This is a genomic window from Anaerohalosphaera lusitana (genome assembly GCF_002007645.1).
Classification (GTDB): Bacteria; Planctomycetota; Phycisphaerae; order Sedimentisphaerales; family Anaerohalosphaeraceae; genus Anaerohalosphaera; species Anaerohalosphaera lusitana.
Genome location: NZ_CP019791.1, coordinates 437,736 through 462,280, shown reverse-complemented (window position 1 = coordinate 462,280; position 24,545 = coordinate 437,736). Strand labels below are relative to the sequence as shown.

Genomic DNA, 24,545 nt, shown 5'->3' with positions numbered 1-24,545 from the left:
ACACCGCAACCGCCGGCGTACACATACAATCGAAGCGCGATTATACCGATTTCAGTGCTGTTGGCAAGGCCAAACCCGACCACTTGCCCGCATTTAGTCCGTCCGACTCCCCAGCTCCACTTCCACCATCTCCCTTGGTGTCGCGAAATAAAGATACGCCCCCTCCACCGGCCTGCCCAGTACCGCGCCAGCCGCCGCAGCGTAATGTCTCACCTGTTCCGCATACCCCGCCGCACGTTCTGCGACTGCATCCCCGCGCACGTTGTCCGTCTTGAAGTCCACGATCATAAGCCCGCTCGGCCTCTCGATCACCATGTCCACAATACCCTGCACCACGATCTTCTCGCCCTCACTGCCGGCCGTGAGCCTCCCTCCGTCCACGCCGTAAGTGAAAGGCCACTCCCGCCGCACCACACTGTCCGCCTCGAAGACCGTACTCCCGATCCCGCTCTCGAAGAATGCCAGCACCGACTCCACGTCTATCCCCTCCGCGATATCCGCCGGTATATACCCCTCCTCCACAAGCTGCGCGACCGTCTCCCGCACCGCATCCTCATCCACACCCCCGTCCACATCCAGCATCTCGAACACCAGGTGCGTCGCCGTCCCCAGCAGCTTTCGATCCGCCCTGCTCGCCTTCGCCTTGCCATCCCCCCCAGCAACCGCCCTCGGCTGCCGACCCAGCGCACCGCTAACGTCCATCTTAGCGAACTCATCATCCCGATGCGTCAACTCACTCACCGAACTTTTCGCAGGCAGCTCCGCCGCCCCCTCCCACGGATACCGCCACCCGACCACCTCCTTCACCCGCTCGACCATCTCCCCGCCGACCTCCTCAGCCTCGACCGTTTCACTCCCCCTGCCCAGCTCCCTCAGCCGTGCAACCTCCGCGCTCAGATCATCCCGCTCAACCATCTCCGCCGCGAACAATTCCCCGTTCATCATCGCACCCTCGCTCTCGACAGCGAACATCTTTACCAGCTTCGCATGATTGCCCACCCCGTACAGTATCCAGTCCAGATGACTCTTCGCCTTCCGCAGCAGCCAGTCCGCCACACCCCCGCCGTCGAACATCGCGCATGTCTGTACGATCTGCCGTACCTTGTCCGCCTTCTTCGACCCCACCAGCACCAGCCGCTCCCGGGCACGCGTCATCGCAACATACAAAATCCGCAGCTCCTCCGCCAGCAGCGTCCGCTTCGCCTTCTCGCATATCACCTGCCTCGCGATACTGTCAAACTTACCTCCCGATTCCGCATCGACCACCTTCAGCCCCATCGTGCTCTTCTCATCCAGCACACAGTCCCCGATCAGATCCTGCGTGTTGAACTGCTTGTCCAGCTCAGCCAGAATGACCACCGGATACTCCAGCCCCTTGCTCCGGTGCACTGACATTATCCGCACCGCGTTCTCGCCCGCCTGCTCGTTCTGCGCCGGCGCCCAGTCGCCCTCCTCCGCCAACAGCCGCTCGATAAATTCCACGAACCGCGTCAGCGAGGTCCCGCCCGCATTGCTCGCGAACCCCTCGAACTCTATCGCCCGGTCATGCAGTTTTAAAAGATTGCTCCGCCTCTGCCTGCCGTTCGCCAGCGCCGACACATACGAAAGATATCCCGTCTCACGATAGAACCGCCACAGCATATCCGCCAGGCTCCCCCGCCTCGCCTGCGACCGCCACTCGCGCAGCTTCTCCAGCACCGCCCGCAGCTTCCCCGCAAGCGCTGCCTCTTCCCCCGCTTCTGCATAACCAACCACAGCCTCATAAAAACTCACCTTCTCGTCGCCCCGTTCCTTACGCGCCTCCATCCGCACCCGCGCAAACTCACTGTCCGTCACACCGAACACCGGGCTCCGCAGCACCGCCGCCAGCTCGATGTCCCGCTGCGGATTGTCCAGCACCTTCAACAGCGACACCGCGTCCGTTATCTCCGTCGTATCGAAATACCCAACCGAACTGTCGCTGCTCACTGGCACATCTGCAAGTTGTAATACATCCGCAAGCTCCCCGCCCCGCGCGCCCGGCGACCGCATCAATATCACAATGTCCCCGTACTCGACATCCCGGTAACATTCCGCGTGCCGGTCATAGATCTTGAACTCCGCGCCTCCCCCGTCACCCCCGACCATCCGTCGGATCCGTTCAGCGATCAGTGCCCCCTGCCTCTCGATCTTCGTCACCGCCCCGTCCGCCGGATCAGCGCCATCACTCTCCGTCTCGTCGATCAGCTTCAGCTCCACAACAGCCCCGTCCGCTCCGTCCCCGCTGATACTCGCCACATCCTCATACTCAAACCCCGCCCGCAGCATCGCCCGCTCGTCATACCCGAGCCCCGCCATGCCCTCGCTCATCACCCGACCGAACACCGTATTCGCAAAATCCAGCACACCCTCCCGCGACCTGAAGTTGTCACTCAGATCCACGCGCAGCGAACCGCCGTCCGCAAGACTGTCACCCGCACTGCCCAGCCGCTCCATGAATATCTCGGGCCGAGCCTGCCTGAACGCATAAATACTCTGCTTTATATCCCCCACCACAAAAGTATTGTCCCCCTTCGCCAACTCCGCCAGTATCGCGTTCTGCAGCGTGTTCGTATCCTGGTACTCGTCCACGAAAATATAGCGAAACTTCTCGCGGTAATGCCCACGGATCCGCTCCGAGCTCCGCAGCAACTGAAGCGCCAAATGCTCCAAATCCGCAAAATCCAAACAGTTCATCTCGCGCTTCGCCCGCGCATAATTCGCATCGAACATCTCCACCAACCGAAGCATCAACTGCGTCTGCCCCGCCGCCTCGCGCGCAACGATCTCCTCGTACCGCCCGTTCACTATCGCAAGTTCCGCCATCTCCTTAAGACAGCCCTTCACATCATCGATCACTTCCTTGACCAGATCCTTCGCCTCCCGCGTAACCTCCCCCTTCGGCGCGGACTTGAACCTCGGCCCCGAAAACTCCCCAAGCAGCTCAGTAAATCTATCATCCCCCCGCAAACAGCTCGCCATGCACTCATCTACGAACTCCACGTACTCCTGCCGTATCCAGTCACCCCAGAACCCCCCGCACATAACGCTGTCTATCATGATCGCGTGTTCGAGCTTATCCCGCTGCTCCTTGAGCTTCTCCGCCAGTAGCTCCCGCTGCTCATCCGCGAGCTCCGTCTCCGCCAGGCACTCCGTCCCCGCCAGCAGCCGCGCCCTTTCGAACCAGCCCTGCCGATCCGCAACGCTGTCCAGAAACTCGCTCGCCGAAATAATGTTCCGCAGAAATCCCCGCCCGCTGCTCTGCACGTTCCTCCCGCTCAGCAACTGATGTATCGCCGGCACAATCGTCTCATCGTTCCACGCCTGCTCGATCGTCGCATCCAGCAGCTCGCTCTTTAGCAGCTTCTGCTCGTCCCTGTCGATTATCCGAAACGTCGGATCGATGCCCAGCTTATGAAAATGCTCGCTCACCAGCCGATTACAGAATGAGTCGATCGTGCTGATATACGCCGCGTCCAGCATCAGCATCTGTCTCTTCAAGTGTACACTCCGCCCCTGCTGATACCGCTTGCGCAGCTCCGTCCCGATCCGCGCCAGCATCTCTTCCGCCGCCGCCTCCGTAAACGTCAGCACCAGCATCCGCTCCACTTCCGTCACGTCCTTTTCGTCCGCCAGTATATCCACGCAACGCTGCGACAGCACCGCTGTCTTACCAGTCCCCGCCGACGCCGTCACCAGCACATCCCGGTCCAGCGTCTCTATCGCCATCCTCTGCTGCTTCGTCCATCTCGGCCCGTCACTCATCGTCCGCCCCCGTCTCGTTCATGAAATCTTCCTTGTTCATCTTGCCCAGCACCTCGTACTCGTTCACCTGTCCGTCGAACCTGCACACCGGCTTAAAACTGCACCACTCGCATGGCACAAAACTGCTCAGCCGTATCGGCCGGATCGCGATCTCACCGCCAAATATCCTCTCAGCGATTTCCGCGATCTTCCCCTCCGTATGCCCCAGCACCCGCTCCATCTCACTCGGCCGCACCGCACAACTGTTCTTGTAATGTCCGTAAGGCCCCTTCTTCCCCGCGTAAAAATTGTAGTACGGATCCCACTTCTCCGCCCCCGCGTCAAGCCCCTCGCAGAACTCACCGTTCACAATACCCTTGCTCTTACGCGCAAACTTCTCTCCCGCCTCCTCCCGCTTCTCCAGCGACCCCTTCACCGCCCCCGCCTCGATCGGCACATAAAACGCACCCGCCACATCGTCCACCTCGCCCGCCATGAACTGCTTCGCCGCGATCATATACGCCGCCAACTGAACGTCCAGCCCATAGTACAGCTTGTCCCATTCGACCTTCTGCTCCTTTCGCTTGTAATCGAACAGCAGTGCATACTTCCTGCCCTCGATCTCCGCCACATCCACCCGGTCGATCTTTCCCCGCAGCCTGCACCGCCGCCCGTCCGCAAGCCCCACCTCGCACGGCACATCGTCCTTACCAAATTCCTTCTCAACCGCCGTCAGCCGAAACGCCCCGGCCTTATCCATCCGCCGCAGATCCGCCACGCAATCCTTCAGTACCTCCACCGCCGAGCCGATCATGAATTTATTGTACGCCGACCTCCCCGCAAAATTGCACAGCGACCCGTTCGCCTCGATTATCTCTTCCGCCTGTTTCTCCACCATCACCGCAAGTTCGTCCTCCGCATCGCAGAAACTCCTGCCCTTCCCGATCAGCTCCTTCGAAACACCTTCCAGCACCTCGTGATAAAAGCTCCCCAGGTCCACCGGCTCAAACCCCGCCTCCGCGCGCTCCGCAAGTCCCAGCGTATACTGCGCGAAATACTTGTACGGACACGATGCGAACGTCCGCAGCCGACTCGCCGAACTCCGCAGCTCATCACCGAATATCTCACCCGCGATCCCATCGGCAAGCTCCGCCTCGTTCGCATACTCCAGAGCATCCTTCACCAGCTCCCCCACCTCCCGCATCCGCTCATCATCCGAAACGCACATCGCATCCACCAGCCCACGCAGCGTCCGCCTTTCCTCGCTTTCCTCGCGAACGTCCCTGCTCAGTCGCTGACACAAGAAATCCGCCAGCCCCGCATAACTCACCACGCCTTGCAGACCGTCCGCAGCCCCGCCGATCCGCTCAACCTCCACATCACTGTAGAGCCTCTCGATGTTCCGAACAAAACTCGACGGCACACACTCCTTACCCTCGTCCTGCGTCAGCGGATACGTCACATACAGCCGCTCCGACGCACGCGTGAACGCGATATACGCAAGGTACTGCCTCGCCGTCAACTGCTCGCTCACCTGTCCGCCCAGCACAACGTCCCGCTCCTCCGCAGCCGCCCGGTCATCGTCCGTCAATATCGAATCATACGAAACCACCACCGGAAACTGCTTCTGCGTCACTCCCGCCAGGAACACCGCCCTCAGCTCAGGATGCCTGCTGCGATCTATCGAACCCACCAGCACCTCGTCCAGCCGCTGCGGTATCAGCTTCAGCGTCAACTTCCCCATCGCCTCGCAAAGCACCTGCGCCCATTCCTCCCCCGCCAGCTCATCCCCGCCGTATATCTCGCAAAGCTCATCGAACAGATCAACCAGCTTGTCGAATATCTGTCCATGCTCACTTCCCGTCTCGTCCTCCCCGCCGTCGCCGATCCATTCCTGTATCCGCCCCGCAGCATCCACCTCACCGATCCAATCGAATACCGCCTGTGTAAACTCCCCCGCCGTTATCCCATCTTCACCGTTGAGCTTTTTCGCCAGCCGCGCCAAAGGCCCAACCGCCCTGCGCCGCAAACTCTCCACTCGCTCCTCATCGAACCGCTTGTCTTTCGCCCCCGCATATGACCAGCCGCCCCGCAGCCAGTCATCGCCCTCAACCCCGAACGCGACACAATAATTTTCCAGCTCGTCAACCTCCCGCCTGCTCAGCCCCGCCAGGTCGCTCTTGAGATACGCGAACACATCACTGCTCGCAAACCCCCGCGTCACACAACTCAACCCCGCCGTCAAAAACTCCGCCAGCGGATGCTGCTGCACGCTCCTCGGCGTGTCCATGAAAAACGCGATCCCGTGATCCTCGAACACCGCCTGCACGTAATGCCTGTATCGTCCCAGGTCCGACGCCACCACCGCAATATCGCGATACCGATACCCTTCCTCCCGCACCAGCCGAACGATCTCCCGCGCGATCCACTCCACTTCCGCCCGCGCATTGCCCGCCGCAAGAACCCGCACCCGTCCATTCGCCGTAACCGTTTCCGCACGCCCCGCCTCGAACAGATTCGCCTCTAACTGCCCCAGCTCCTGAGCATGTGAAAACCGCCGAACATCACTCAGCACCAAAGGCTCATCCACCGCGATCTTGTTCCGCCTCAGCACCTCCCGCAGCTCCGCATACGTCCGCTCGGTCACGTGAAAAATGCTCGTCTCGTCCACCTGCTCCTCGCGCAGCTCCAGATCGATCGCCCCCGGATCAAGACACATCGCAATACTCGCCCCCTCCGCATGCCGCAAAAGCTCCACCAGCATCTCCCGCTGCTGCACAGTAAAACTCGCGAACCCGTCAACCCACAGCCGCGCACCCCTTACGAATTCCGCATCCGCCACATGCTCAACCGCCTCGCTCAGCCGCACATCAGGATTGACGAACCGGCCCTCCATAAATTCCACGTACTTTCGAAATACCTTCGCGATATCCGCGAACTTCCGCCCCGCTGTCTCATTGCCCGGCTCATCCCGCATCTCTCTGCCGATCCGCTCCACCTCTTCCGCACTCAGTGCGCACTGATGAAGCTCCACTATCGTCTTAGCCAGCTTGCTCGCCAGCCCCGCCGTCCCCGCACTGCCGCCGAACACCTCAAGCTCATCCCTGCACTGATTCAATATCCGTCCGACCGCAAGCTCCTGCCCGATCCGCGATATCTCCGCATTGCCCGCCGCTCCGCCGATCAGATGAAACTCAAGCCGCTCGAACGAAAGCACACGCAGATTCGAATACCCCCCGACCCTGCCGTCGTTAAGTATCGCCCGCTCCGCCTGGTACGTCGCCTGCTCGGGAACCAGCAGTATCATCGGCCGCGACCCGTCCCCGCCGACCAGCTCGCCTATAATATTGTCCAGGCAAAACCGCGTCTTGCCCGTCCCGCTCCTGCCAAGTATGAATTGTACCGACATACGATAAGACCCTCGAAATGGTTGATCCCGCCGACCCGCCATCTATCGGCCGGCCAATAAAAAACATTTCTACCACACCCGCACGCCTGATTCAAGCGCCGCTGCGTTCATATATTCTTGCCAACAACGCCCTGCGCGTTATAATCACCCGCATACACGAAAAATCCGTTCTGCGAAGTTTTGAACACGCTTTTTTACCGAGGAGAAAATCATGGACATCCGCAAAAAAACCGCCATACTCGCCCTGCCGCTGACCGCCGTCGTACTCATCGGCATCATAATCGCCCAGCCGAACAACGGCATCGACTACGAAGTCACACCCGACATCACCATCGAGCCCCGCCGAAGCGACGTCGTCGAGGTCGTCCAGGCCTACGAACGCCTAATGGACCGCTATATGGGTATGGTCGAGCAGAACATGTCCGTCATCGGCACCGATGTCGCATCAAACGTCCAGACCCTCAACACCATCGCCGCTCAGGTCGACACCATAAACGCCCGCCTCGAACGCATCGAACAGGCCCTGGACATCGAACAGCCAGAAGAAGAAGGCGCGATCCGAGAAATCCCCCTCCAGCAGGGCCGCACGCGCCAGTAGAAAGTATCCGCATATACGCAATTACAAGGTAACCGAACGAGCACAAATATGCCCTATCTCGAAGCCCTAGTAGCCCTTTTCGCCATCGTCGACCCCATCGGCAACATACCCATGTTCCTCCACGTCGCCGACAACGTCCCCGAAGGCCAGGAAGCCAAAGCCTTCAACACCGCCGTTCTGGTCGGCCTGACCGTCCTGCTCGTTTTCGCATTCGCGGGCAAGGCCATCCTCAACCACGTCTTCCACATCGAACTCGCCGCCCTCCAGGTCGCAGGCGGCCTGCTCCTTATCATCACCGCAGTCGACCATCTCATCTTCGGCATCCTCAAAAAAGGCGTCGCCATCAACAAATCCGCTGTCTCTGCCACCGAACTGGGCTGTGTACCCCTCGCATGTCCCCTCCTCGCAGGCCCCGGCGCGATGGTCACCTCCCTCACAATGCTCGAAAAGCACGGCCCCCTCGCCGTAATCCCCGCCATAGTAACCATCTTCCTCGGCCTCTGGCTCCTCCTGCGCTTCCTCGAACCGGTTCACCGCTTTCTCGGCGACCTCGTCAGCACCGCCTTCTCCAAGATCATGCTCGTGTTTATCTCCGCCATCGGCGTGCACATGATGATCACCGGCCTAAAAGCCTACTTCACCACCCCCAGCTAACGTCTTAGCCCAACCAGACAAATAATTCCACACCCCAAATCATCGCTCATAACAGCCTTCCCGCCCCGCTGTCATCCGCCTCAGGCGGACCAGAGAACAAAACGAGTGCGCATGCCCTACGATCAATCCATATAGTATACCCATGGCGCAAATCTACTCAGTGACAACCGACTCATGACAACATCGCCACTAGCTGTCATCCGCCTCAGGCGGACCAGAGAACATAACGAGTGCGCATGCACGTCCAGAACATGCCCTACGATCAATCCATATAATATACCCATGGCGCAAATCTACTCAGTCACAACCAACTCATGACAACCTCGCCACTAGCTGTCATCCCGGCCTCCGAGCCGGGATCCAGAGAACATAACGGGTGCGCATGCACGTCCAGAACATGCCCAAGGCATCAAGTTAGTAAGAATGATCATGGCGCGGAAACGTCACACAAAAACCGCCCCCACAGCATCAAAAAGCGAATTCCCCTAAATATTCGCGACCACCATGCCGCACTCACTCATAAACCTCCGGGCACTTCATGACATATTCCCGCAGCCGATCCATATCCGCAATCGCCACCGCTACCTTGTCGTCCGCCGCACCATAATAAAGGAACAGCTCATTCGTCTCCTCATGCACGACCGCACCGCTGACGAACGTCACGTCCCCCACATCACCGATCCGCTCATACATTTCCCGCGGCCCGAGCACCCACTCCTCACTCCGCCTCAATACCTTCCAGGGCATCTCCTTGTCCAGCAGTGCGATTCCCATCCGGTATATCTGATTCGCCGTCGTCCGCCTCACGCCATGATAAAATATCAGCCACCCCTCCGGTATCTCGATCGGCTGACAGCCCAGCCCGATCCTTGCACCGTCCCAGTATCCGTGCCTCGTATGCAGCAGAACCCGGTGATCACCCCAGTGCTTCAGGTCCGGCGACAGACTCATCCATATATGCGCCTCGCCCCGCACGATCGGCCTGTGAATCAGCGCGAATCGCCCGTTAAACCGTCTCGGGAAAAGACACGCATCCTTATCCTCCGGCGGAACCATCCCGCCCAGCCGCGCAAAAGTCTTGAAATTTTTCGTGATCGCCAGCGAAACCACCGCCCCGCCTTCGCTGAACGAAGTATACACGATGGCATACTGCTGCTGCTCTTCCAGCCAGACGATCCGAGGGTCCTCCAGCCCGAACGTCTGCTCCTCCGTCGTACTTTCCGGCATCATCGTGGGAAAATCGTCGATCTCCCAGTTCGAAAGCCCGTCCCGGCTGAACGCCGTCGTCAAATGCGAAAACCCCCGCAGATCTTCCACCCGGTTCAAAAGCATAATACCGCCCTTGAATCTTGTAGCCGCCGGGTTGAACACGGAATTGATGGGGTAGGGCCAGTTCTCAACCGTCAAAATGGGGTTGCCGTCGTAACGCCTGAAAAGTGTCTGCGCCAGTTTCTCCCTGCCGAATGATGCCATCGCAACGCCTCCTGAGCAATCTGACCAACATCGTTAGATACAAGCCGTCGGGACCCGTACCCTGGTGCGACCTTAAAAACGGAAAGCAGCTTTTCGGTCATAACTCCCACCGTAACTGCCGCAACACAAAATTGCCTTTCCGCTATATCCTCAATAATACCATTCCCCACCCGCGCGTCAAGCTCAAAAACTCAGTCATTTCACCCTTCCAAAATATCAGAATCTCATTGCGATTCATCCACGACAGCTTAAACTATCCATACCTGTTTATACTGACCGGCCGGCCTCTTACGGCTGTTATCAAAAACGCCTTTGAAATCGCTCGAAAATAATCGCCGAAAAGTTTTGTCTAGATCGCGAACAAAACCAGCCCTCTTTATGAAAAAGTCGAACGCTGATAATCGTCATACCGTATATCAGCCAAATCAACGTGCAAAACCGAATCTAAGAGGATCAAAAAAATGTCCAGAAAACACTCTCCACTGCTCTCCGTTTACGCATTGATGCTGTGTCTGCTGCTGCTCGCACAGAACGCGTTTCCGGTACAAAAGACCCTTACAGTAGCTCAAGGTGAAGGCGAATTCTCCAACGCCACCATATACCCAGCCGTCTTCGGCGAAGTACCAGGCATCGCCGTCGAATTCAAGGGCAGCGAGGACCTGCACTATTACGCCGAAAAAGAAAACTCCCCCGCCGGGATCATCCTGGAAGTTTCCGCCTCCGCACCCGGCGCGGAGTTCGCCCCAGCAGTAATGCCCCCTGCCAAGTCCTTCTACGATGCGGGCCTGCAGAAAAACGTCCCCGTTTACGTAGGCAATTTTAAGACATTCATCCCGGCCGCTGCGCTCCCCGAGGGCAAAAAGGAGATCACCGTAAAGATCGCCGGCCAGGCATGCACCTCCGACATATGCTTCCGACCCTTCGAATACCAGGAAAAGATCGAGATAGATTTCGCTAACCTCAGCACCTTCAAGGAGATAGAGGTCAAGGGCACCGACCCGGCAACCCTCGAAAAGCCCGTCGCATCCCCAAAAGGATCCGGCGAAAAAGCCGCTCAGCCCGCCGATGAAGCTGAAGACGAGGACGACGACGAAGACGCCGCCGCTGCCGAACCCGACACCGACGAAGCTGCCCCCTCCGGCGAAGAAACCGAAAAAGCCGCCCTCGAAAAGGATCAAACCGCCAAGCCGGACAAAAAAGGCGCGCTCGAAACAAATTATTCCCTGCCCATCATGCTCCTGCTCGCCCTGCTCGGCGGCATGAGCTTCAACATCATGCCCTGCGTCCTGCCCATAATCCCCATCATCATCATGAGACTAATACAGCAGGCAAAGGAACATCCTTCCCGCAGACTAGCCCTTGGAGCGGCGTTTTGCGGCGGAATTGTCCTGTTTTTCGTTGCTTTTGCCGCATTTTCTGCCATTATCCAGCTCGCAACCGGCACGGTCATCTCCATGAGCGACTACCTTCGCTACCCCGCAGTCACCGCGACCGTGTTCCTTGCCATGATCGTCTTCGGCCTGTTCATGTTTGACCTCTTCCAGATAGGCCTCCCAGCATCGGTAAGTCAGAAATCCTCCTCGGGTTCAGGCTTCGCAGGCTCGATCGGCATGGGCTTCCTGGCAGCCGTCCTCTCAATCCCCTGTACAGGTGCGATACTCGCCTTCGTCCTCGTCTGGACTCAGACGCAAACCATTGCTATTAATATACTTACGTTCCTCCTGATGGGTATCGGCATGGCCGTCCCATACGCCCTGCTGATCCTGTTCCCCGCCCTGCTGGACCGCATACCAAAGCCCGGCAACTGGATGGACTACTTCAAAAAGGCAGTCGGCTTCCTGCTCATCTTCATCGCAGTAAAACTCATGCTCCCCGCCCTGCCCAAGGAAATGCTGATATCAGTACTGAAATACGCGGTCGTTCTCAGCTTCGCCGTCTGGATGTGGGGCTCATGGGTCTCTTATAGCACCCCTAAAACCAAAAAGTACATAATAAGGATTGCCGCCGTCGCCCTCGCGGTCATTTTCGCCTTCATATTCCTCCCCCAGACCAAATCCATCGTTGAATGGCAGGAATACGACCAGGCAAAGATCGATTCCGCACTCGAAGACGGCCAACCCGTCCTCATCAAATTCACCGCCGACTGGTGTTCCAACTGCAAGGTCGTCAACAAGCAGGTCTACAAGGACCCAGAGGTAGCAAAACTGATCAATAAAAAGGGCGTACTACCGATCCTCGGCGATACGACGACCAGCGACATGCCCGCAACTATCGGTCTTAAAAGTACTTACGGTTACAGCCGCGGCTTCGTCCCGATGACTCTCGTACTCCTGCCCGATGGCGAAAAGATCGACCTGTTCGGCATATTCGACAAGTCCGAACTGACCGAAATCCTCGAAGGCCTCTAACCCGAAAAATCCCACGATAATTTGCAGAGATTCCGTAACGGGATCTCTGCCTGCTCGTACATACTGGCTAAAAGATTCGCTTTATTGTTTTTGGAGAGCATTTCATGAAAACCCCCACCAAATTGTTGTTTTTCGCGCTCGCGGCCATACTCACAGCCGCCCCCCTGCTTCACGCCGCACCAAGCATCTTCGACACCGCCGACCCCAAGGACGCAGTCGTCATGATCCGCGTCGTCAAGCAGGACTACAACTACGTCACCCCCTGGAAACAGGAAATGATGCAGCAGGGCGTCGGCACAGGCTTCGTCATCGACGGCAACCGCATTCTCACCAACGCCCACAACGTCGCCAACCATCGCTACGTCCAGGTCAAAAAACGCGACCAGGCCAAACGCTACATCGCAAAAGTCGCATTCGCCGGTCACGACTGCGACCTCGCCATCCTGCAGATCGACGACCCGACTTTCTACGAAGGCATAACCCCCCTGCCCATCGGCGACATACCCGCGGAAAATTCAACAGTCCAGACACTCGGCTTCCCAATGGGCGGCCAGCATATCTCGACCACCGAAGGCGTCGTCAGCCGAATACAAATGGGCGTCTACAGCCATTCCCAGGCCGACCAGCACCTTCAGGTCCAGACCGACGCAGCCATCAACCCCGGCAACTCCGGCGGACCCGTCATGCAGGACGGCAAAGTCGTCGGCGTCGCGTTCCAGGGCATGACCAACGCCGACAACATCGGCTACATGATCCCCACCACCGTAATCCGCCACTTCCTCGCTGACTGCGAAGACGGCACATACGACGGCTTCGGCAATCTCGGCGTCTCCACTTTCACCGGCCTGCACAACCCCGCATACGCCGACTACCTCGGCATACCCGAAGGCACAGAGGGCCTCGTCGTCACATCCGTACTGCTCAACTCCACCGCCGAAGACATCCTCCAGGAAAACGACGTCATCACAAAGATCGACGACTACGACATCGACAACGATGGCATGATAAAGATCCACGGCCTCACACTCAACATGGCCGAAGCCATAGAACAAAAACAGATCGGCGAAACCATCGACCTGACCTTCTACCGCGACGGTGAACAGCATACAAAAAACGTAACCGTCGGCCTCGACGAACCAGTCATCGCATACAGCCGACAGTTCGACAAGGCCCCGCGCTACCACGTCTTCGCCGGCCTGACATTCGTACCCATCTCGCGTAACTATCTCGAAAGCTGGGGCGGCCGATGGATCAGCAAGGTCCCCCACACGCTCCGCTATCTCTTCATCGACTCGCGCGAGCTCAATGACAATCCCGACCGCGATGACTACGTCGTCCTCTCGCAGGTTCTCACCGACAACGTCAATTCATACACCGACGACTTCGTCGACAAGGTAATCAAATCGATCAACGACCAACCCATTATGAGCCTCGAAGACGTACCAACTGCCATCGCAAAAAGCGGCGACTTCCTCACCATCAAATTCATGGGCCAGCCGACTCCGCTGATTCTCGACTACCCCGAAGCCGCTGCACGCGATTCTAAGATTCGCTCAAATTATAATGTCACCAAGCAAAGCAATCTGGAGGAAACCCATGAAGCTAAATCATAAAGTACTTACAATCATAGCCGCCCTGCTGCTCATCCAGTCAACACTGCTCGCACAGCCGAATACCTCTGAGGATGCAGCAGAAGGCATCGAGAAGTCGCTTCTGTTTCTTGAGATAACATCCAGCGCATACGAAAACATGCAGCCCTGGAAAAAAGCGACGATGTCCAGCAGCTACGGCTACGCATGCGCTGTCGGTCCATACGAGGTCCTCACGACCGCATGGAACGTCACCGACACTGCACACATCAAGGCACGTCTGCACGGCCGTAACGAATTTGTACCAGCAACCGTCAAGGTTGTAGATTACGAGATCGACCTCGCCCTGCTCGAACTCGACAGGGAAGAGATGGACGCACCGTTAACGCCAGTGACCTTCTCCAACGATTACGCAAAAGGCGCATCCGTAAGCTCCCACTGGCTAACCGCCGGCGGACGACACAAAACAGGCCGCGGCTACATCGACCGCGCAGACGTCTACAAGGCCCCCGCATCCTACACATCGATGCTCAACTACATCATCGGCAACACGTCCAACACGGACTCCCGCGGCAGACTCTATTGTCTCGACGAAAAACCTGTCGGCCTGGCGTGCTGGTCCGACGGCGACTCCAAAGAAACCGGCGTCATCCCAACACAGATCATCGACCGCTTCCTTGCGGACGCACGAGACGGCGAATACAAAGGCTTCGGCTCGGTCGGTTTCTCCATTACAAAACTTATCGATCCCGCCATGCGAAACTATCTCGACATGCCCGACGGTGAAGACAACGGCGTCTACGTCAACGACGTCTACACCCTCGGCACAGGCAGCGACACCCTCGAACAGGGTGATGTGATTCTCGCCATCAACGGCCTCGCGATGAACGCCTACGGCCGATACGAACACCCTACCTACGGACGCATCCAGATGGCACAGATTTTTGCCGAAACCCCGGTTGGCGACAACATCGAATTCACCCTCTGGCGTGATGGCAAGAAGATCACGCTCAGCGCTCCTGCCGAAAAATTCACCGCCCAGGACATGCTCGTTCCCTACTATGAGTACGGCATGCAGCCAGAGTACTTCGTAACCGCAGGATTCGTCTTCCAGAAACTCACCCGCCCGTACATGCAGATGTGGGGCGACGACTTTGCGGGCAAGATCACACCGCACATTTACAACTACTACCGCGACACGGCTTTCTCACCTACCGAAGATCGCCAGGATGTCATCATGCTCAGCTTCGTCCTGCCCCACCAGGTCAACCTCGGCTATCACGACCTACGCGGCAAGATCGTCAAATCCGTCAACGGCAGGACGATCGAGTCGATGCAGGACTTCGTCTCAGCGTTCCAACTCAACCCCGACGCCCAGCACGACGTTATCGAATTTGAACAGGACAACCCCACAGTCGTCATCCCGCGCGATCAGGCAAAAACAGCCGACATGATGATCGCCCAGAGATTCGGCGTCACCCAGCAACAGAATGTCAACTGACATAACATAAGCTGCAAGCAGCAGAAAACCAGCCCAACACAAAATAGGGACAGGCACCGGTTAAACACCAACCACCTGTCCCTTTTTTCTGCGCGATGTAATAATGACCAGCAGCAAACCAACGTACGAATGACATCGCTATGTTACACTGACTAACCGACCTGACGCAGCAGCAGAATCACCCGCATAAAAGACCAATTGATCCCGCACCATGTATATCACCATCTATTAATTCGGGACAGGCACCATTAAATTTGCACCTGCCTAATTAAACTTTCCCCACCAGCTACCTGGTTGTATCTGGGTATAATATATTAGATCAAGGCCTGCAATGGTCATTTAGCGGCCAAGCCTCCAACTTACAGCCAAATCAGGCAAATTTAACCGCAGTTTTTACCTGTTAGTAAATGTCGCCTCCCTCTGTAAGTCTCTGTGACAGAGGCACTTATGTGGCCTCTTGGCAGCACTGTCCGATAAGGGCACGCTAATTAACACAAATAACCCGGCCTCTCAATAAAAATAGAGTCGCAATTTACATCCGCACAAACACATGTATGATATATAACTACCAAACTTGCCATATTAACAACTTTTGTGCTGAGTTTTAAATTCTGCTTCGACAGCAGTTCCGTATCCGCATGTATTAGCCCTGAATCTAACCCCCTGCTATTCGTTTTGCGTTGCTTTCAATATCTCCACGTTTTTCTGAAGCTCCTCGATCAGATTTGCAAATCTCCACTACTAGATCGACCTTCAACTATCGAGATCAGCCTCTATCATTCAATGCAAAATTTTCAGCCGACATTCTTGCAAGCTTATCCTGGCGAGGTCTTACCATCTAATAAGCTTTGATTCTTCGTCTGCTGCTCGCCATCCAGAAGGTGATGTTAATACGCGGGCCGCCGACAGATATGACGAGTCGATCGCCATCGTTGCGCGGTATAAGAACTCATCATATTCATGAGGGCCAGGTTGAGATGTACGTTCATTCAGTGGTAAATTTTAGCAATTGGCATTCCTGATGTTTCACGTGGAACACACTGGCTTCAAAATGACAATATCGTGATTAGAATAATCACGCTTTTAAAGTTTCACCGACCTACCGTCCGGAGTCCGAAAAGCTGCCAAAGAATGTTTCACGTGAAACAGAACATTATCCGCTGTTTTCACTGGCTGGTAGGGCGTTTATGTGGTAAAAAAGCTTTCAGCAAATAACCTATACATAAGGCAATACATATTAAGGGGAAGAGCAAATGGCAAAAAAAGCACCGCAAAAACGTCTCGGCAGGGGACTTGACTCGCTCCTCGGCGGTCCCGTAAGCACCACAAAACAGCAAAAGAGCAACCCTGCCGTTGGTCCTATAACGCCCGCTGAGCCCGATAAACCTGCTGGCGAATCAGTTCAGAAGGTATCACTTGGCCGCATAAAGGCCAATCCCTACCAGCCTCGCACCGTCTGGGACGAAGAGCAACTTGCCGAGCTTGCTTCCTCCATCAAGGCCAACGGCGTTATACAGCCCATTCTTCTTCGCAAAAACAACGGCCATTTCGAGCTCATCGCAGGAGAACGCCGCCTTCGCGCCTCCCAGATGGCTGAACTCGAAGAAATACCCGCCATCGTCCGTGACGTCACCGACGAAGAAATGCTCGAGATCGCCCTCGTAGAAAACATCCACCGCAGCGACCTCAACCCCATTGAACGCGCCCATGCGTACCAGCGATACATCGCCTCATTCAACCTCACCCAGTCCCAGGCAGCCGAACGCCTCGGTGAAAACCGCTCTGTGATCGCTAACCACTTGCGCCTGCTGGACTTACCGAAAGAGATACATGAAATGCTCGTCAACGGCCAGCTATCCATGGGCCATGCCCGAGCTATCCTTTCGCTCCCGACCGACGAACTCCGCCGCAAGCTCGCAAACCGAGCCCTGGCAGGGCGGCTCAGCGTCCGCGAAGTCGAACGCCTCGTCCGCAAGCACCTGGAAGGCGATAAGCCCAAGCCCGAAAAATCCGAAAAGCCCGCCCATATAACAGACCTCGAAAAGCAACTGCGCAGCGTCCTCGGCACCAAAGTCAGCATCAAGGCCCGCAAGAAGGGCGAACGCGGCAAGATAACGATCGATTTCTATTCCCTGGATGAATTCGACCGCCTGACCGAGATCCTCGGCCTCTCCCGAGACGAACAGAACTAGCGTCTCCGTACCAGGCCGCAGCATAGGGCATGGTGCTTGCATGGTCCGATAATCAGTGGCGTTTTTGCGCACCGAACACGCCATCGCAATCAGGAAATATCCACCGGCAGGGGGGGGCAAAGTCCTTCCTCGCCGGTATTCTTAGGATCATATCAGGTTATGCTTCCTGAAGCGTCTGCTAGACAGCCGTTTCATCCCCCGCAACGACCGGCCCGCACTCCTGTGCATTCTCGGCCTCGCGATACTCCTCTACAACCTCAACCAGCCGTCTAAGCGTCTCGCGACCCTCTGCACTGGCCTCCAGGCCCAGAAACTCCACACCAAGGCGCACCTGTCCATTCCATTCTTCGCCAATATGTCGCAAAAGCCCCTCCAGCAAGAAAGGTTTAGCGTAAGGTTTGGGCGTAAACTGAACCCCCACAAGCTGCCCCTCTTTGAAATTGTCCCTCAGTCGCTCATCCACTTCGATCAGCGTACCTCCCGCCGACAGATCAAGCATATGCCCCTCCCAGTAATTCTCCGCAGGTATCTCAACATCATTGTTCGTATATCCACGATGCCAGAATAACGCCTTCACACGCATATCAGCAGGAACCTGGGCCCGATAATAAGCTCTCCGCTGCAGTTTTTCCACCCGGTCGGGCCTCAAAAGTATCGCACGACCCGCCAGACCGCTGTTTATTCCCGTCTGATATCCCGCCACAGACGTCTCAAAAACGTATTTGCAAAAATCCTTCTCAAAAGAGATCCCAACGGGCTGATCAATCTGGATATAAGCTACCGAATTACTGCGCTCAGCCGCCTCGACATGCAGAACCTCGCTGCTGCAAAAGCACAGCCGAACCTCGAGCACATGCCATTTACCGCCGCTTAAATAGCTCATCGTCGCCTCGCGCTGGTCCTCTGCCGCCTGTGCGAGCACGTCCATAAGCTCATCGCTGGTCAGGATTTCACTGCTATTCATGGTTCCCCCGTTCCAATTCTGTTTAGTTTGCATTGAAAAATTTACAAAACAGTTGATGCAGGGGCAAGTCAAGTTGCGGTTTTTAATTCAGCCGGGAAAATACCCAGTGCACCTCTTTCAGAATCGACCAAAAGTTAGCCGATTCTTAACTCAAACTGTGATTCTCCTCACCAAAACTTCCCCTCCGTTCCGATTTCACAAGTCCCTATTGCAAAAACGCAGTTTTCAACGTATGATTTGTCAAATGTTTACAGATCACGGACAAAAAAAGACGGCAGTTTCACAGATCGCAATGCTTGCCCTGTTCATCATCGGGCTGATCCTCGCTTCCGTCGTGACTGTCTCGACAAACAAAATACGCCTGACTGACCCAATTCCGCTTTTCCAGTCCGGCCTCTCGGTATCTCTACCAAAGGGCCGCGCATGGCAGAGCCCATATAAATGGCAGTTCGACCCCGAAACCAACAGATTCGAAACGCTCGCAGGCATCCGCATGGGCAACAAAATTGACACAATGGCACACTGGACCTATGCCCTCGCAGCCGGTGACCTGTCGGCTTCCCAAAGATTACAAAACAAACTTGGTCCTGATCCCGGCAACATTACAGAAAAGGGCACCATCACCGTCGGCTCACTCGATTTCGCCTGGGCGCAGCTTTCCACTTCTGGCCGCTCTCCCGATACCATCATCGCCGCCGCATCCCTGCCCTCCAATCGCAGCCTGACCCTCACCATCGAGGCCATCGCTCAGCCCAAGGTCGCTACGGACCTTTTCAATAAACTTATCCAGTCCGCAAAGTACACTGCTCCCGAAAATGTTCGGCAGGGCGAGCAATTCATCTCGCAGATCCGCGAATCCGGCCTGCACAGGCTCCTTCTCACCGACCTGGGCCCCAGCCTCGACAGCATCTACCGCATTTCTCAACCCGAAGACGCCAAGCTCAAAAACATCCGCGGCTTTTCTGTAATGTCATTCGACTATGAGTCACAACAACCAACCGCCACCGTCACCGGCCAGGGCATGATGTCGATTTCCATGGAAAAAGGATCACTCTCCGAACATCACGAGTTCAGATTCGCCGACTCGCTCGAATCGTTCTCCTGGAGATCCCAATATCAGAACGGCGCCGACCGCAGGCCCGGCCAGACCGCCCTCGAACTCAAGGACTTCAACCAGCTTACGCTCACCTACCTCTCCGGACCCCGCCGCCTGCAGGGCAAACAAACTGAATTGACACTCTCACCGGCAACCCTGCCCGAGCTGTTCCTGACCTCCGCAGCCCGCTTTCTCCTCGACAGCCAATACGACCGGATCATGCTCGAAATTCTCACAACCCAGGGCTGGATCGCCCCGGCCCAGCTTTCCCAGATCCCTCCCGTCGAGCTGCCCACCGACGACCACCCCGACATTTCTTACGGCATCGCCGTCGATTTCACACATGGCAATGGCACCCCGCTTCGCTTCTACTATAATAACGATAAGGACTTGATACTGCAGCAGCAGCTTATGCCGGACACGGTTACATGGATCAAGGCCGACCGCAAAGAGCTACTCGAAAACGTAACACCAAACCAGGCCGAAACCATCCGGCAGATACTCAAACCGGTAACAAAGATATAATAAAGATTACGACACAGGAAGGACTATCATGAGCGACAAAGTATACGATTGCATAATAGTAGGCGCTGGCCCCGCTGGCCTCGCAGCCGCCATCTACACCGCCCGCGACCGAAAAAGCACCCTCATGCTCGAAAAACAATACCCCGGCGGCCAGATCACAGTCACCGACCGCATCGAGAACTACCCCGGCTACGACCGAATCTCCGGCCCCGATCTCGTCATGAAAATGCTCGAACAGGCTCAAAACTTCGGCGCCGAACTCAAATCCGGCGTAGAAGTCACCGAAATAACCAAACTTGACGACGGCAACACCCGCCTCGACACCACCGAGGGCCCGTTCCTCGCCCATTGCGTAATTCTCTCGCCCGGCAGCTCATTCCGCAAACTCGGCGTCCCCGGGGAAGAAAAGTTCCGCCAGGCAGGCGCAGGCGTCAGCTACTGCGGCACTTGCGACGCCCCCTTCTTCCGCGACAAAAAGGTCATCGCCGTCGGCGGCGGCAACACCGCGGTCGAAGAAACCATCCACCTCGCAAAATTCGCCGCCGAGGTCACACTCGTCCACCGCCGACAGGAATTCCGCGCCACCCCCGTCCTCGTCGAAGAGCTCATGGACAACGTAAACTCCTCCGACGGCAACATAAAACTCGTCCTCGACTCTGTCTGCACCTCCATCAACGGCACAGACAAGGTCGAATCCGCCACCATACAGAACGTCAAAACCGAAGAAACCTCCGAACTCGACTGCGACGGCGTCTTCATCTTCATCGGCACAGTCCCAAACACCGACTTCCTCAAGGACACCTTCGAAGTTACCGAGTCCGGCTTCCTGCGCTGCGACCCCGTCTTCCTCCGCACCGCAATGCCGGGCGTTTTCGTCGCCGGAGACTGCCGTGTAGACGCACCCATGCAGCTCGCGACCGCGGTCGGCGACGGTGTAGCAGCCGCCATGGCAATGAAAAGCTTCTGCCGCGACCCGAAATGGTGGGACATGCCCGCCTTCGACTCACTCACACCCGGTACCTGGTAGTAGAAAGGCTCAATTTTGGATATTTCCCTCGGTCTGGCGTGGTACGTGGTCTTCGTCCTCTCGGCAAGCTTCCACGAAGCCGCCCATGCCTTCACAGCAATGAAATTCGGCGACCGAACCGCCTACCAGGGCGGCCAGGTCACCCTGCACCCCATCCCCCACATCGCCCGCGAACCCTTCGGCATGATCGTCGTCCCGATCGTCTCCTTCCTCTTCAACGGCTGGATGATCGGCTGGGCGTCCACTCCCATCGACCCATACTGGGCAGGTCGCAACCACAAAAAAGCCGCCCTCATGTCCCTTTCCGGCCCAGCCAGCAACCTCCTGCTCATCCTCGTCAGCGCCGCCCTGATCCACATCGGCATCGCCGCAGGCTTCTTCAACCAGCCCAGCATATCCGAACTCGGCTTCAGCACCATCGTCACCGCCGATGCCGGCACCCTCGCAAACGGCGCCGCAAACATGCTCAGCATATGCTTTTCGCTCAATATCGTCCTCACGACTTTCAACCTCCTTCCCGTCCCGCCCCTCGACGGCACCGCGATTGTCGGACTCTTCCTCGACCGCGCCACCGCAGAAAAATACCAGTCCTTTATCCACCAGCCCGGCATCGCGCTGTTCGGCCTGATCATGGCATGGATGTCGATGGATTTCATCTTCCCGCCTGTCTATGCACTCGCCGTCAGCTTCCTATACCCCGGCTTATGATACTAAAAACCCGGTTTCGTGGCTCGAAACATACTCCCACCCGGCAAAAGCCGAAGCAGCTTACCGCGCATAACCCGCCTCACTCCTCGTCAGCCTGCGCCCGCTCCTCCTGCTTTTCTTCGTCTTCCTTAGCCTCCTCAAGGATCTTCTCGTTCCGCCTCTCCCTCAGAACCCGCAACGGTCGATAAGGCCTCGCCCGCGGTATCCACCTCTTCCAGTGCAGTTCGAACCTCCTCATCCCCCCCGGATACGTCTCGTTCACCACCCGCACCGAGTTCGCCAACCCCTTTTTCTCCTTAAGCTCCCACAAAATCTCCTTGAGAAGTTCCTCCGTCTTCGGGTGCGACATCATAAAGTAAACCAGCGAGTAACCCATTGTATAAGCAGCGTTTACGTTCTCATCCATAAACTCCTGCCATTCTCTGTAACTGAGTCCCAGGTAATCCTCGACCGATATCGGAAACCCGTCGCGAAGCCACTTCTTGACCCACTGATGTCGTAAATTCTGCAGATAAACCCGCTTGTTCCGACCGATCACGTTGAAACCCTCGAAATACTCACTCAGCCCCTCGTTGATCCAGTACGGACAATACGGAATGTGCTGCTGCACCATCAGATGGTTCGCCTCATGAAACAGCACCCCGATCATCTTTTTAACACTCTTGTTCGCCCACACCACCGTCTCATTGTGATACGCACTGAAATACCCCGTCTCCGATATCGCCTCCCCGATCTGCGCCAACTGATACGCCTTGAAATCCTCCGGCGTCCTTATTATAGTGATCGTCACCTCGAAATCATCGTCGAATTCAAACTCGAACGTGTCCTCATACGTGTCCCGTATCCGTTCCACGCCGAACACGATCGACCGCTCAACCTCCTCGCTCAGCCTTACCCCCCACAACCTGAACCTGCAAATGCTGTTTTTGTAACTGACGAATTCGCCCGGCTCCACCCTGATCCGCCTGCCGCCCCCGCGAGCTCCAAATGCACTCCCGGCTTGCACCACCAGTACGCTTAATACAATTAGAGTGAAAATTGTCTTCTTCAAAACTAACCTCTCAGTTTCAACTCACTGTCAAATATAGGGTAGCTCTAATAATTGCTTTTGAGCGGCAAGTAGAAGATTTTTACGTTCCGACAAGGAAGACAAATCAGCTTTAGTTGCCGCTAAAGCGGTTTTTGTCTGACGCCGCTCGGAATCAAAAAGATTTGCTTGACCGCCAAAATGAATTGTTAGAGGTGCCCTTTAATCATATCACTGAATTGCACTAAGCAAAACCACTAAATAAGCCCTCTCTCAGCTATTTACTATTGCGAAAAAATACCCGCACCAATATCTTGAAGTACGGACATTGATCAGCAGTACTTTAGCTGCTTAGCATGATATACGAATAGATCTACAGATTGTTGATAATTTCAGGAGGTTTCACAATGAAAACCAGACAGCTAGGTGATACGGATCTCAAACTGACCACAATAGGACTCGGAACCTGGGCCATCGGCGGCTCCTGGCAGTTCGGCTGGGGGCATCAGGACGATCAGGACTCCATCGGCGCTATAGTCGACGCGGTAGAAAAAGGAATTAACTGGATAGACACCGCACCCATCTACGGTTGCGGCCACTCAGAAGAAATCGTCGGCAAGGCACTAAAAGAAACCCGCCAGAACCCCATAATCGCCACCAAATGTGGCCTCCTCTGGGACGATAAACGCAGAAAACACAACAACTTAGACGCCGACAGCATTATGAAGGAGTGTCACGACTCACTCAAACGCCTCGGAATCTCCACCATAGACCTCTACCAGATGCACTGGCCACAGCCCGACCGTAAGATCGAAGAGGCATGGGAAGCCATGGCCAAACTCAAAAAGAAGGGCGATGTCCGCCACATCGGAGTCTCCAACTTCTCCGTCCCCCAACTAAAACGCATCATGCAGATCGAAAAACCCGCATCGCTGCAGCCCCCATACAGCATGATCGACCGAAGCATCGAGCAGGAGATCCTGCCTTTCTGCGGCGAAAACGACATCGGCGTCGTTTGCTACAGCCCAATGCAAAAAGGCCTTCTCACCGGAAAATACACCCCCGAAAAGATAGGCAAGCTCCCGCCCGACGACCACAGGCACCGCGATTCTGACTTCGCCCAGCCCAAACTCGACATACACCTTGAACTCGTCGAAAAGCTCAAACCAATCGCCCAGCGAAACCACGCCACACTTGCACAGCTCGCAATCGCATGGGTCTTCAATCAGCCTCACGTCACTTCCGCCATCGTCGGCGCACGAAAACCGCACCAGGTTGACGACAACGTCAAGGCCGGAAGCTGGGAAATAAGCGAACAGGACATGCAGGAGATAAGCCGGATACTCGAAAAACACGACGAAAAACTCCACGCAGCAGTATAGCTGCATATAATAAGGATTCTGCGACTGGCCAGACAACGGCAGGGCGATAGAACCCCGGCCTCGCACACCCAATGCGAAAGGGCGGCAAAACCGTGGTTAACAATACTGATACAACGGTCTCGCTCACCAGGCGGGACCGTTTTTCTATCTCCCGCCCCTCGAAACGTCCGGATAATCCTTGAAAATCAGCGTTTTTTCGGTTATTCCATACCTACCGTCAACAAACAGCA

General features: G+C 56.3%; 15 protein-coding genes. 10 read left to right on the top strand and 5 right to left on the bottom strand.

What is annotated here, in order from left to right:
- Nucleotides 1–93 precede the first annotated feature (93 nt).
- Both addA and STSP2_RS01995 read right to left on the bottom strand, forming a co-directional pair.
- Nucleotides 94–3,783 carry a helicase-exonuclease AddAB subunit AddA gene (gene addA, locus STSP2_RS02000; protein ID WP_146659383.1) on the bottom strand — a complete coding sequence of 1,230 codons (3,690 nt, stop codon included), beginning with the start codon at nt 3,781–3,783 and terminating at the stop codon, nt 94–96.
- A complete protein-coding gene (locus tag STSP2_RS01995; RefSeq protein ID WP_169852913.1) occupies nt 3,776–7,171 on the bottom strand; it encodes a PD-(D/E)XK nuclease family protein in 3,396 nt (1,131 codons plus the stop codon). The genes addA and STSP2_RS01995 overlap by 8 nt, the downstream gene beginning before the upstream one ends.
- A gap of 211 nt (nt 7,172–7,382) precedes the next feature.
- Between STSP2_RS01995 and STSP2_RS01990 the strand changes: the two genes are divergently transcribed.
- Complete coding sequence (locus STSP2_RS01990) at nt 7,383–7,769, top strand: hypothetical protein (protein WP_146659379.1); 387 nt, start codon at nt 7,383–7,385, stop codon at nt 7,767–7,769.
- 48 nt (nt 7,770–7,817) lie between these two features.
- Nucleotides 7,818–8,423, top strand: coding sequence for a MarC family protein (locus tag STSP2_RS01985; RefSeq protein WP_146659377.1), 606 nt, complete (start codon nt 7,818–7,820; stop codon nt 8,421–8,423).
- A gap of 513 nt (nt 8,424–8,936) precedes the next feature.
- Here the strand turns inward: STSP2_RS01985 and STSP2_RS01980 are convergent.
- The gene (locus tag STSP2_RS01980; RefSeq protein ID WP_146659375.1) at nt 8,937–9,896 is read right to left on the bottom strand and encodes a glycoside hydrolase family 130 protein; all 960 of its coding nucleotides are present in this window, start codon (nt 9,894–9,896) and stop codon (nt 8,937–8,939) included.
- 461 nt (nt 9,897–10,357) lie between these two features.
- Here STSP2_RS01980 and STSP2_RS01975 point away from each other — a divergent pair, with 461 nt between their 5' ends.
- From STSP2_RS01975 to STSP2_RS01960, 4 genes are all read left to right on the top strand, one after another.
- Nucleotides 10,358–12,304 (top strand): protein-disulfide reductase DsbD family protein, encoded by a 1,947-nt coding sequence (locus STSP2_RS01975; RefSeq protein WP_146659373.1) that lies wholly within the window; start codon nt 10,358–10,360, stop codon nt 12,302–12,304.
- A 104-nt stretch (nt 12,305–12,408) separates the two neighbouring features.
- Entirely contained in the window at nt 12,409–13,917 is a 1,509-nt protein-coding gene (locus tag STSP2_RS01970; RefSeq protein ID WP_146659371.1) for a S1C family serine protease, read from the top strand.
- Nucleotides 13,901–15,394 (top strand): PDZ domain-containing protein, encoded by a 1,494-nt coding sequence (locus STSP2_RS01965; RefSeq protein WP_146659369.1) that lies wholly within the window; start codon nt 13,901–13,903, stop codon nt 15,392–15,394. Before STSP2_RS01970 ends, STSP2_RS01965 begins: the two co-directional genes overlap by 17 nt.
- A 1,253-nt stretch (nt 15,395–16,647) precedes the next feature.
- Nucleotides 16,648–17,586, top strand: coding sequence for a ParB/RepB/Spo0J family partition protein (locus tag STSP2_RS01960; protein WP_146659367.1), 939 nt, complete (start codon nt 16,648–16,650; stop codon nt 17,584–17,586).
- 178 nt (nt 17,587–17,764) lie between these two features.
- Here the strand turns inward: STSP2_RS01960 and STSP2_RS01955 are convergent, their stop codons facing one another.
- Nucleotides 17,765–18,550 (bottom strand): PilZ domain-containing protein, encoded by a 786-nt coding sequence (locus STSP2_RS01955; protein ID WP_169852912.1) that lies wholly within the window; start codon nt 18,548–18,550, stop codon nt 17,765–17,767.
- Nucleotides 18,551–18,794: 244 nt separating this feature from the next.
- Between STSP2_RS01955 and STSP2_RS01950 the strand changes: the two genes are divergently transcribed.
- From STSP2_RS01950 to STSP2_RS01940, 3 genes are read left to right on the top strand one after another with little or no spacing between them, the layout of a single operon-like run.
- A complete protein-coding gene (locus tag STSP2_RS01950) occupies nt 18,795–20,171 on the top strand; it encodes a hypothetical protein (protein WP_146659363.1) in 1,377 nt (458 codons plus the stop codon).
- Between the two features lie 28 nt (nt 20,172–20,199).
- Nucleotides 20,200–21,198 (top strand): NAD(P)/FAD-dependent oxidoreductase, encoded by a 999-nt coding sequence (locus tag STSP2_RS01945; RefSeq protein ID WP_146659361.1) that lies wholly within the window; start codon nt 20,200–20,202, stop codon nt 21,196–21,198.
- 15 nt (nt 21,199–21,213) lie between these two features.
- Nucleotides 21,214–21,906, top strand: coding sequence for a site-2 protease family protein (locus STSP2_RS01940; RefSeq protein WP_146659359.1), 693 nt, complete (start codon nt 21,214–21,216; stop codon nt 21,904–21,906).
- Between the two features lie 79 nt (nt 21,907–21,985).
- Here the strand turns inward: STSP2_RS01940 and STSP2_RS01935 are convergent, their stop codons facing one another.
- A complete protein-coding gene (locus STSP2_RS01935; RefSeq protein ID WP_146659357.1) occupies nt 21,986–22,957 on the bottom strand; it encodes a DUF1570 domain-containing protein in 972 nt (323 codons plus the stop codon).
- A 383-nt stretch (nt 22,958–23,340) separates the two neighbouring features.
- Between STSP2_RS01935 and STSP2_RS01930 the strand changes: the two genes are divergently transcribed.
- The gene (locus STSP2_RS01930; protein ID WP_146659355.1) at nt 23,341–24,315 is read left to right on the top strand and encodes an aldo/keto reductase; all 975 of its coding nucleotides are present in this window, start codon (nt 23,341–23,343) and stop codon (nt 24,313–24,315) included.
- Nucleotides 24,316–24,545 lie beyond the last annotated feature (230 nt).